The 11,420-nt window shown below is 57.9% G+C and carries 6 protein-coding genes and 5 pseudogenes; 4 read left to right on the top strand and 7 right to left on the bottom strand.

Going from position 1 to position 11,420, the window contains the following annotated elements:
* Positions 1–223 precede the first annotated feature (223 nt).
* The 5 genes and pseudogenes from ACPYOI_RS31980 to ACPYOI_RS31960 all read right to left on the bottom strand — a co-directional run.
* A pseudogene (locus tag ACPYOI_RS31980) lies at positions 224–476 on the bottom strand (IS6 family transposase); the annotation flags it as partial.
* Positions 477–664: 188 nt separating this feature from the next.
* A complete protein-coding gene (locus ACPYOI_RS31975) occupies positions 665–1,891 on the bottom strand; it encodes an HlyD family secretion protein (RefSeq protein ID WP_481419698.1) in 1,227 nt (408 codons plus the stop codon).
* Between the two features lie 3 nt (positions 1,892–1,894).
* Positions 1,895–2,335: a hypothetical protein gene (locus tag ACPYOI_RS31970; protein WP_481419699.1), complete on the bottom strand. Its 441-nt coding sequence runs from the start codon at positions 2,333–2,335 to the stop codon at positions 1,895–1,897.
* A 186-nt stretch (positions 2,336–2,521) separates the two neighbouring features.
* Positions 2,522–2,734, bottom strand: a pseudogene (locus tag ACPYOI_RS31965) (catalase); the annotation flags it as partial.
* 429 nt (positions 2,735–3,163) lie between these two features.
* Positions 3,164–3,299, bottom strand: a pseudogene (locus tag ACPYOI_RS31960) (IS630 family transposase); the annotation flags it as partial.
* A gap of 339 nt (positions 3,300–3,638) precedes the next feature.
* Here ACPYOI_RS31960 and ACPYOI_RS31955 point away from each other — a divergent pair.
* Both ACPYOI_RS31955 and ACPYOI_RS31950 read left to right on the top strand, forming a co-directional pair.
* Positions 3,639–3,836, top strand: a complete 198-nt coding sequence (locus ACPYOI_RS31955) for a hypothetical protein (RefSeq protein WP_481423870.1) — start codon at positions 3,639–3,641, stop codon at positions 3,834–3,836.
* 100 nt (positions 3,837–3,936) lie between these two features.
* A complete protein-coding gene (locus ACPYOI_RS31950) occupies positions 3,937–5,316 on the top strand; it encodes a VOC family protein (RefSeq protein WP_481423869.1) in 1,380 nt (459 codons plus the stop codon).
* A gap of 1,271 nt (positions 5,317–6,587) precedes the next feature.
* Here ACPYOI_RS31950 and ACPYOI_RS31945 read toward each other — a convergent pair.
* Positions 6,588–7,629, bottom strand: a pseudogene (locus tag ACPYOI_RS31945) (IS110 family RNA-guided transposase).
* Between the two features lie 215 nt (positions 7,630–7,844).
* Positions 7,845–8,235 (bottom strand): annotated as a pseudogene (locus tag ACPYOI_RS31940) (IS110 family transposase); the annotation flags it as partial.
* Positions 8,236–8,530: 295 nt separating this feature from the next.
* Between ACPYOI_RS31940 and ACPYOI_RS31935 the strand changes: the two are divergent.
* Positions 8,531–9,667: an MHYT domain-containing protein gene (locus ACPYOI_RS31935; protein ID WP_481423868.1), complete on the top strand. Its 1,137-nt coding sequence runs from the start codon at positions 8,531–8,533 to the stop codon at positions 9,665–9,667.
* Positions 9,648–10,865 carry a putative bifunctional diguanylate cyclase/phosphodiesterase gene (locus ACPYOI_RS31930; protein ID WP_481423867.1) on the top strand — a complete coding sequence of 406 codons (1,218 nt, stop codon included), beginning with the start codon at positions 9,648–9,650 and terminating at the stop codon, positions 10,863–10,865. The genes ACPYOI_RS31935 and ACPYOI_RS31930 overlap by 20 nt, the downstream gene beginning before the upstream one ends.
* The last annotated feature ends 555 nt before the right edge of the window (positions 10,866–11,420 follow it).

Raw genomic sequence — 11,420 nt, 5'->3', positions numbered from 1 at the left:
GCTGAACAACGCAACCCCTTCGCTCCAGCCCCATTACAGGACCTTCAATACTACTACGGGCTGCTCCGCCCCTGTGCCCCGCTTCGGTAATCTCACCCTTACAGGGACCGCCTGCTTGGGTTCTCCCTTAACATCGGAGCGACAGGTTCCCACGTTCCACACGAAAGCCTGGTTAAGAGTCACGCCGCCTTCAGGCTCCCACACTGCTGTGGGTGCCTCGCGGCACACTTTCGTCGAGATGCCAGACATCCCGGCGCGACGGCCGCCTGCGACGGAGTTGCTTTGCGTATGCCGGTCCGAATTTCCGACCCCATCGCCGGATCGTTTCATACGAAACGACAACTCCGCGCTCCAGCAGCATCTCCTCGACGAGGCGTAGGCTCAGCGGAAATCTGAAATACAGCCGGACCGCGTTCGAGATGATCTGTTGCGGGAAACGGTGGCGCTTGTAGCTGACGGCAGGATTCTTCATTCCACCGTCTCTATGTCCAATTCACTGACGTCGCGTTTATGTGACAACACCGCCAAGACTGAGTCGCGTCCTTTCGTCATGCGAAGGCACAAGTCCGCGATACTCGATTTCCCCAGGTAAACTCGGCTGGACCGGAATGCGCAGATCCTCGACGTTGGAACATTGCGATCCCCAAATTAAGGCGCTGCACTATCAATGACCCGATAACACGAGCGTCTGGACCGGCAACAGGACGGCCTGCATGCGCAGGATCATGGCATGCACGAGCCCGACCGTGTCGACCACGTGGAGGAACACCCAGCGCAGCGTGCCAACCGCCGGATCGGCGAGCGCGTCGTGGCTGTTGGTGTAGGCGTTGGCGATGCAACTGCTGCCAGGTGGGACATCATCCAGTCCACCTTCAAACAGTGGCTGCAGGAAGACTGTCAGCGTCCCCGGCGTGGTGATCTGCTGAACATCGACGAGCTGGTCCGTCGGTCGCAACTGGCCGGCGGCGATTACGTCCTGAACCTGGGTCACGACCAGCGGAATGATGGTGAACGGCTTGCCGATGCACGTGGCTTCGGCGATCATGCCCGGCTTCATCACCTGCGCCTCGATCTGGTCGAAGCCTGCAATCAGGGTGCCCTTGCCGGCACCCATCGGCACGAGAATGCCCGCGGGGCGAATCATCGTATTGACGACGTCGCCCGGCCGGAGCGTGAACTGCTGGACCGTGCCCGCGACGCCGGCCCGCACTAGCGTCTTGTCCAGCTCCACCTGTGCCTGGGCCAGAGCAGCTTCTGCGCTTGCCTTTTGGGCAGGCAACAGGGCGCTGATCTTGGCTTCAAGGGTCTGTTTTTTCGCGATCGCGGCCCCCAACGAGCCCTTGCGGCTTTCTATAGTGTTCGCCAGACGGTCGACCTCGCGACGCGCGACGGCATCCTTTGTGAGGAGTTGGGCCTTCATCTCGTATTCGTCTACGGCCACCTGAAGCGCGCCCTGCGCCTCCTGGATCTGCCCGTCCGCCGATGCAAGCTCGGTCTGAGTAACCGCGGCTTCGGCGTCGAGTTGCGCGATCTGCCGACGTGCTGTCTCCACGGCGGCTCGCTGCTGTGAATCATCAAGCCGGAAAAGCGGAGCGCCGGCAGCCACCTTGTCGCTGATTCCTACGTAGACCTCGTCGACACGCCCAACCGTCTCCGGCAGGATCGTCACCGTTCGGAATACCGCCGTCACGCTCTTCGTTGACGGGTGGAAGTAGAAGATCATCGTAATGAGGGAGATGGTAAGAAGAAGGCACGCGGTGATGCCCCATCGCAGCTCGTACCAGACGGTGTAGAGCGTGATCTCTTGCCCGATCCGCTTTCCCTGACCATAGCGTCGAAAGAGATAGTCGGGGAGGATCGTGATCATGGAGCAGAGGATGAGCTCGAACATGGATCAGATACCCTCTCCGGACGTGTCCGAATTGGACGGCCTCTGCGCTTGGACGGCTGGCTCCTCTGATATCAGGGCGGGGTCGCCGGTCGATTTTGCTTCTCTTCCTGAGAGCTTCGCAAGGGACTGGGCAATGGAATAAAGCGGCGTGGAAAAATCGGGAAACTCTATAAAAGCTAACAGCAAGCCCGCGATCCAAAACAGATGATTGTGCGTAAAGAGCGAGATCAGAGCCAGAACGGCAATGATCTCCATCTGCATCTTGTTAGTGCGATGCGCCATCCGTTCTGGGACGGCGTGAAGCTGGAAGTACAGATTGCCGATGACAAGGACGACCAGCACGAGGAATATGACGACGCCGACTAAGAGGTAGTCGGTTTGTCCGGGCGAGGTTATAAAGGTTGGTAGATGCTCGATCGCCGCCGGGTGAGTTACGTCTGCCATTCCTGCCACCTCGTGGGGGACTCGCCAGCGTCTGTGCGCAGTCTGCAATTCCGCCCGGATAGTAGCCGTTCCTGCAGCGCAGACAAGGTGGCCCCAGAACAATTGTTGAGCTTGGGTTCCCTGGCGAATGCGTCGAGCTTTAATAGATGAGATCGATCTGGCGCAATTCCTGTCCAGCGACGCGCGTTCGACCACGGCCATCGTCAACCTGTCGGCGAACTTCTGGTCGAAGAGTTGAATTCCCACTCAGGGAAATTTCCGGATTTGATCGAGTGCCAGAGATCGCGGCGATGGAAGTCAGGGTCGGCGCCATTTGATCTTCACGGCTTCGTTTCAGGCCACCGACTGCAGCCCGAGCTTCGGCTTCCAGTGGAACTTGACGAAGGTCGACGGGTCCTTGTAGTGATGGAACATCATCGCCCTGACATCTGAGCCTTTGGCTGATGCTCGTGGGCCTTTGGGGCTGACCGGCTCGGTTAGCCCCGCGCGTTAAACGTGACTTGATGCCGGCGGTCGAGCACCGGTCCCACAAGGGCTTGAACAATCGGGCCTCTCTATTCGGCCGGTTGAAGTCAAGCATGTTCACGTTTTCCGGTTCCAGGGCTTCAACTGTCCTGCGGGCTCTTGCTTCTCTTCGGAATCGGCACAATGGCCCTTCCATCATGGGGTCGGAAGAATGAAGCGGAACTATCTGAGAAGCGCCCTGCTACGCCCATAAGGCGCGGGGAGCATGCCCGATTTCGAACTCACCTCATTCTCGTCCCGCAAGGGCAGCCTTCCGCCCTGGTGCGGAAGCTCGTGTTCTTGTTTATGGATGCTCTCGATCGGCTAGAGCGGTTCATGTTTTGATGAAGCGTATCCTGCATTGGTGAAGTAGTTTGCGCATTCGTCTGGGTTGATGGCTCAACGAGGTGTCCAAGATGACGCCAGGTGTGTCGACGGTTCTTTTTTGAGCCTGCCGCATCAGTGCTTCATCTTAATAGCGGACATCCAAAATGGATAAATCCTCTGTTTCCTTTGTTCTCAGTCCGCGTACCATCATACCTGCGACATATGAAAAGTAGCTGTCCGCTCGGGAGGAGAGCGACTAGAGAGCTTGGTGAGGAGCCAGAGAAGATGCGTGCAGTTCGCGTTGCCGAGGTTGCCTCGCTGGACGATATGCGCCGGTTCAGTTCGGAAGATCCATTCATGCGCCATAAGGTCTAGACCGTCAGTATTTACGAGTGGCGGCCGACGATAGGCAGCAACGCCTGACGTGCTCACTGAATTCCGATGCCGGCCAATTTTCTATGGAGGAGGGAAAATGAGAGCGGTAGGTCTTATCAACTGGGGCAAAGTCCGAGACTGGCTTGCGCAGGCAGGATGCGCCTGCAGCGGCTATTACGCCGAGTATGAGGCTTCGCGCCGGAGACCGCATCCGCGCCTACATCCCCTCCCCGCCAAGCATTCAAGCCGCGCCGCATCACCGATCGTCTGGACGACGAACGAGCGCGAGCTCTAGCGCCAAACCGGAATATATCTTCGTTGACTTACCACCTGCGGCGCTCGCGTCCACAGAACGGGCAACTCTATCGTGAACAACGCTGGAAAGACGCGCTTCGATGACGAACATCACCTCCATCGCTCCGAACCAGCGCATCAACGCCATCATCGCCACGATCGGGACAAATGCGCTGCTTTATGGCGTCGTCTTCGCAGTTTCAGGGGGCGTGCGCTCCATCACCACCAACCTTCTGGCGGCCATTGCCGGCGGAGAGATATTCGGCGCGCCGAACTCCGTCCTCTTTGATCTCGCGGCGATGCTGGTCGTGTTCTTCAAGTTGAAGAAGGCAATTGCGGGACGCAGGTTCGAGGCCATCGGCGCAAACCCGCTTGCAGGACGGGCGGCCGGCCTGCGGGTGCGCCTTCATCAGATGATGGCCTATGTCTGGGCGCAGCTGCTTTATTGCCTGGCCGGCCTCCTGATTGCCAGCATCACGCGCGAACCGACGGTGTTTCAGGGCGATACCTTGCGAAGGATCGGTCTTCAGATCGATATCACTTATATCGCCGGCTATATTGCATGTTCGGTTCTGACCGGCTTCGGTGCCATCATGCTGATGGCGCAGATCGGCGTCAGCGACCCCAGACAGGGCATCAACTACACTCTCTCGAGCATCACGGCGGTGGTACTCGGCGGGACGAGTCTTGCCGGTGGCCGCGGCACCTTCATCGGGACCGTGCTTGGCGCTGTCCTTCTCACCGAGGTTGCTCAGCGCCGTGACTTTCCTGAACCTGTCGAAGACCTATCAGTACCTCTTCCAGGGCGTCCTGATCGTCGTCGCGGCTCTGATCTATTCGGCGGTCCGAGGCCACCGGGCCGGCCGGTGACGACGCGAGCCTTCAAGGCGCAGCGCGATCGCCTCCGCCAATTTTTCCAAAAATCTAACCCATGCGGGCGCCGCCCGCTTTCCACAAGGAGGAAAAACATGACGAACAAAGTCTACGGTATGCATCATATCGGTATCACCGTGCCGAACATCGAAGAAGGCATCGCTTTCTTCAAAGCGGTGTTCGGCGCGGTTGAAGTTTTCCGCACCGGCCCATTCAATGTCGATCAGGACTTCATGACCAAGAAAATCGGCGCCGCCCCGCAGTCGAAGATCCGTGACCTCGTCTTCCTACGCTGCGGTGCGGGCACGAGTGTCGAGCTTTTCGAATATAGCGGCGAGGAGGTAACCCCGCTCAAACGGCCCTCCGAAGTCGGCGGAGTGCACATGTGTTTCGAGGTGGAGGATGTTCACGCGTCTGTGGAACGCCTGCGAGTTCAGGGCATCGAGCTGCTGGAAGGGCCAAACCTCATCACCGAGGGACCGCTGGCGGGTTTTGACTGGATATACCTGCGCTCGCCCTGGGGCCTGCTTCTCGAAGTCGCCAGCTTCGACCAGCTGGGATACGAGGATGCCTCAGAGACCCAGCTTTGGCGGGCAAAGACCGCGTGATAAATGCGGGGCGATCTCGTCGCGTAAGTCGCCGAAGGGCGCGCCTTCAAATGATGCTAAATCTACAATTCTCCGCGTCTGGTCAAAGGAAGACCGATCATGTCCCGACGCCTGTAGCTGCAACCTAGCGAAGCCGAGCGCCCGCGCGTTTGATAGCGCTGTAGCGGGTGATCGGCTTTGCTGAGCGGTCATCAGCGTTTTCCGCTAGGGTGTGGTTGTTCAAGACACAACCTGACGGAAAGATCACCGATGACCAATGACATGATGAACGTGCGGACGCTTGTTGAGTAGAGCCCAGGAAGCTCGACCGGGCGTCATCAGCTGGGTTGCATAAGCAGATTGGCCCTAAATTTACCGGATGCGGGCGTCAACCGCAGGCCGGGCTATGGCAATGCCCATGGCGAAACAACAAAGTGAGCTTCAGAAGCCCGAAACAGATATCGCTTCCAGTTGCGTAATGGCGTGGGAGCACGAAGGAGCAATCAGAGGCAGCAAGGCTCGTCTTTCTTCCTGCCGGGTTCTCGAAGAGACCCGAGATGGGACCGGCTCTTATGCCCCATCTCCCGCATTGCACGGGGTACGGCCCACCGCCTAGCGCACAAGGTTGGAAGTCGGAAGACGGGAACTTGAATTGTCTGCCCGGTTGGAAGCCGGACTCGCTGCGACGGCTAGATATGGATAACACCAAGGGCGGAGCTTTCGTAGTTGTCGGAGTGTGGGACAGCCACGCACAGGGCGAAGGAAAGCAGGAAGACGATAGGCGGCTCGGCTCAAAGGCCACCACCGGAACCAAGACAAGTTCCATAATAGCGTTCCCGCAAAATATTGATTGTTCAGGTGCTTAGACATCTGATCGAGGTGTCGCCGGTTCGAATCCGATCACATCAGGATTTTTGTCAACGGTTCATTGATGTGGCATCGAATTTCTCCTTCGTAATCGGATCCATGGTCTGAGCCCATAGCAACTACCAGCTCGTTCTCGAGCCTGTACAATCTCATATGTGGAACGGCCCGCGGTGCAAGCGGCTTTTCAATCGATTTCCCACACGCGGACGATGCGTTCATATGTACGGCCTTGAAGCGCGGTACATGACCGCTGGCCTCGATGAGATCCGCGAAACGCGGAGCTAAATCACATCCACGCACTTTTAGTGCAGTGAGATTGGCGGCTTCGCTCGTTCCGGGATTTCGTCCCGGGGTTCATCGTTTGTAGTTGCACCTTGCATCTGCCGGCCTACGCCGGTCAGATTGGTTGTGGGTCATAATATTCATCAGGCAGCTGCAGTGATCGAGGGTGGCTCAGGATGATTGTAAATCCCGCCCTTATTCAGAAGCGCCCAGATGATCCGGGCCATCTTATTTGCCAACGCGACAGCGGCCACCTTGAAAGGGCGCCTGGCGAGTAGCGCTTTCAGCCACGGTCGTGCCCGATCATCATTCCGGGCAATCCGCAGAACGGCTGTCGCTCCGAGGACCAGGAGAACACGGAGTTCCGGATTACCCATTTTAGAGATTCCGCCCAATCGCTCCTTGCCTCCGCTGGAATGGGGCCTCGGTGTCAATCCAACCCAGGCGGCGAAGTGGCGCCCCGATTTGAATCCGCCGGGATCCGGAACCAAAGGCCTTTATTGTCGCCGCGGTGATGGCGCCGACCCCGGGGATTGTTGTCAGTCGGCGCATGCCTTCGTCGCGCTTCGATTCCTTAACAATGGTACGTTCGAACTCCTCGATCTGATCAGCCAAGGTGTCGATCTGGTCGGCAATAGCCGTCAGTGCGAAGCGTGCTGCTGCAGGCAGTCGAGTGTCTTCACCTTCCCGAACGATGGCCACCAGCGCTGGAACGCTGGCAAGGCCGCCAGCCGCGATGATACCCAGTTCGGCCAGATGTGAACGCAAGGCGTTGACCGACTGCGTTCTCTGGTGCACCAGAAGAGCGCGCGTTTTCAGCACCATTGCGTCTGATTGCTGATCGGCTGATTTGATCGGGACAAAGCGCATGGTTTTGCGGATCACCGCCTCGCTGATGGCTTCCGCATCGGCCGCATCCGTCTTGCCGCGCTTGACGAAAGGTTTGACGTAAGCCGGCGGAATGAGCCGCACATCATGACCGAGCTTCGCAATTTCACGCGCCCAATAATGTGCTCCACCGCATGCTTCCATGCCGACCAGGCAAGGAGGAATTTTCTCGAAGAAGCGTAGCACTTCACTGCGACGCAGTTTTCGATTGAACAAGGGTGAGCCTTCGATATCGGCGCCGTGAACTTGGAAAACGTGTTTGGCCAAGTCCAGCCCGATAGTGCTAGCATGTTTCATGGAACGGTCCCTCCTTTGTGGCGTTCGAGCAACGGCCACGTTTTAGCACTTGATGCTGTCGGAGCGGGCCGTTCCACCTCATCACATCCGGTCGCCGCTTGTCGCGGCTGCACCACTATCCCGCTTTCGACGGGGACGGGCTCAGGAAAACGGGACCAATCTCAAGATCGGCGGGTAAGGCCAAACGGATTCTCGGTTCGCTCACCTGGATCCGTCAACGTTTCACCGTCGATGCGGTCCGTCTTCGCGCGGCGATGTCGACGAGGCATGGCAATGGATGCGGCCTCCACCATATGGCTCTCGATCCAAGCTTCCTTGCTCAGCACTCGCCCCAGCCAGAAGCCATCAAGCCCGGCCTCCTGGATCATCACTAGCGGATAAAGCCTATCTTTACGCCGCTGCGCTTTCTGGCGAAGAGCGGCAAAACACGAGAACAAGCCGGCGATATCGCCTCCGGTGACTGTATGACGAGACATCTTCTCGCTTCCCGGCGAGAGAGCCGTCACGAGCCATGTCGATTTACTCGATTCCAACGAGATGAAAATTGCTCCAAGATCAACGGGGGGTAGCGGTCTGTGCTTGAGTTTGATCTGCTGTTATCGGCATGATTGGCCTCCAGAGAGTGTTCTAGCGACCTCACTCTGACACGGTGCAGGCCGCTATCCACCCCTGATGGGATCTCACATGCTCAAGAGCTGTAATCGCACGCAACGCGGATCTCACATCAGGATGTCTATCCGATTGATGTGACCCGCATTTCAAAGCGACTACCAATTAAGACGTTAACCGGCGAGGCTCGGTGGTCCCGGCCGTCAGCTTTTCAAGCATTCCATTAAAAATCTAATGACTCCGATAACCCTGGGGTCAGGCTTCGCATGAAAGGATGCCAGCGGAGGTGGCGATGTTCCGACTGGTTTCCTGTATTACTGAGCAGCACAACTGGCTGCTTCTGCCTGTCGCAGTCTGCGTTTGCGCCGCGGGCAATCTCGCCGGGATCTTCATGCTCTCTCGCGCGCGCCAGTGCGTCAAGGCGCACCGGAACCTCTGGCTCGGCATTGCCGGAATCGTGCTTGGAGGCACGATCTGGGCTACCCACTTCATTGCAATGCTGTCGTACAGTATTCCCGTATCGTACCGCGTCACCGAAACAGGATTATCCATAGTGGCGGCGGTCGCGCGCTCTTGTCTCGCCACTTTTTCATCCCTGTACGTCACGGGCCGGCAGGGTGCGGTTGTCGGAGGAATCCTTCTGGGTCTGGCAATTGCCACGATGCATGCCCTCGGGCTCAGCGCCATCAGCGCTTCTGTCTTCATAGAAACCGACGCGACGACAGCCGTTGCGGCATGGGTGCTGGGCGGCGCGTTCGCGGTCGGCGCAATGCTGCTTCTTTCCCACCGGATCACCGGCGGCAGGCTCGTTCTCGCCTCCTTGCTGATCGTTGCCGCAGTTTGCAGCCATCACATGATCTCAATGAGTGGCCTCAATGTCGTCCCGTTATATCCGGGCGCACCGGACGCCCTGACTTTCCTCGACAGAGTGGGCATCGCAGTCGGCGTTTGTACCGTGTCCAGCCTGTTGATTGCCACCGGCATCGCGGCACTCTTCTTCGATCGGCACCTGACAGATGTCAAAGGACTCGCAAACGCAACGTTCGAAGCCGTTGTGCTGACCCGCGCCGGGAAGATCGTTCACGCTAACGAGCGGTTTGCAGAGTTGACGGGGAGGCCGGTCGCGGACCTCAAATCCCGCCTTCTCGGTGATTTTCTGTTCGACCGACAAGGATCCCAAGGCCTCCTCAACTCACCGAATGGGTCGCTTCCAATCGAAATCGTCGAGGGCGTCATAGAATACCGAGGCCGCGAAACGTCTGTGTTCGGTTTGCGCGATATCAGTGAGCGCCTGGAGACCAACCGGCAGCTGCTCCATCTTGCCTCCCATGATCCATTGACCGGCCTCCTGAACCGGCGTGCGTTCAGTATTAAAGCTGATAAGGGAAGCGGTGGCGAGTGGAGCTGGTTTGTCGCTCCTTACACTTGATCTCGATCGCTTCAAGTCGATCAACGACGTTCATGGTCACGCAGACGGCGATTTGGTCTTGCAGAAAGTCGCTGAGGTTCTGAATGCCTCTTTTGAAGAGCCGGCAATCATAGGACGGATCGGCGGGGACGAATTCTCGGTTTTGTTGCCCGGACGCCTGGCCTTTGCCGCAGAGGACTATGCATTCAACTTTATGACAAACTTCAAGTCGGCATTTAACACACACGACAAGGCAGGAGCATTGGGCGTGAGCGTCGGGGTAGCCAGGTTCCCGGAGCACGGAGATGAGTTGAAGCAACTGCAGAACAATGCCGACGCTGCCTTATATCGTGCAAAGTCCCAAGGAAAAGGGAGGATATGCGCATTCGACGGCTTCCTGGACCAGCAACTGCGGACGCAGCGGCGATTGGAAGAAGAACTTCGAAGGGCGCCAGACACCGGTGAACTCTTCCTGCTCTACCAGCCCATAATTGAGACAGCCTCGGGGATCCCTAGAGGCTACGAGGCGCTTTTGCGATGGCGCCATCCCAGCTACGGTGTCCTCTCGCCAGCAGTGTTCATCGGAGCTGCTGAGGAGAGTGGCTCTATCGTGGAAATCGGGAGGTGGGTCCTGCAAGAGGCTTGCAGGGTGGCTGCGTCCTGGGACGACAGGCTGTTCATTGCTGTCAACATCTCAGCACGCCAGTTGCTTTCTGCCGAGTTGGTTGATCATGTGACGGACGCACTCGAGACGAGCCGGCTTTCTCCTGAAAGACTGGAGTTGGAGATCACAGAGACATCGCTGCTTGAGGATAGCGCCGACGTGGCGCGCTGCCTTGAGGCACTGCACGCGCTGGGTGTCAAACTCGTTATGGACGACTATGGCAGCGGTTACTCGTCGATGACCAACCTAAGACGCTATCCCTTCCACAAAGTGAAGATAGACCGTAGCTATGTAGCCGCTCTTGAAGAGGATCCGGTTGCCGAGGTTATCATCGACTGCGCAATGGCACTTGGGAAGAGCCTTGACTTGGCCGTCGTTATCGAAGGTATTGAGACTGAAAAACAGCGCGCGCGGATGGCCGTTAAGGCTCCGGACCAGTTGCAGGGTTTCCTCTTCGGGCGCCCGGATCCGGAGGGCGGAAGGCTCTCGGGCTCGCATGAGGCAAGCCGGGGCGAGCGAGGTGTGTCGCCAAAACCCGCGTTTACAATTCGTTAATCATGGTCTGCTAAGTTCATTGTCTCGACGCGGTTCTCCTCCCGTCGCTGTCGATCAGAAAAACTGGGGCCGCGAGACATTGTCTCCGGCCCTTTTTCATGCCGGTCCGACGATGAGCAAGACGCAAGCTCCTGCCTGTCGACACTGCTCCCGTTTTGTCATTTCGTCGGAGAACGCTGGGCAACAATCCAAGGTGCCGATCTGCCCGAACTATCCGAACAGATTTACATTCGCTACTTGGCCGGCCATTCGCTCCGCAATTGCCCCATCATGGCTTTGCCGCCTCAAAGCCTTTTGAACGCGGCGGCGGCGACATAGTCGATCGGCTTTCGCCGGTCAAGCACGCATAGAGCATTTTTGAAGGGCAGGGCGCGCAGGAATGGACGGAGACACCATGCAGATCGAAGTCGAGAAACCGAAGATCAACCCGGCGCATTTCATCGCCATCATAGGCGCCGCTCTTGTCAACGCGTTCATCATCGGCGGGGTATGGGTCAGTCTTAACCGCGACATCGCCGATATCCGAAGTGCTCAAGAGCGGACACAGAAGGTTTT

This window comes from Rhizobium sp. SVR5-2C (assembly GCF_056755115.1).
Note: the sequence above shows the minus strand (reverse complement) of the source record. Positions and strands in the feature narration are given on the sequence as shown.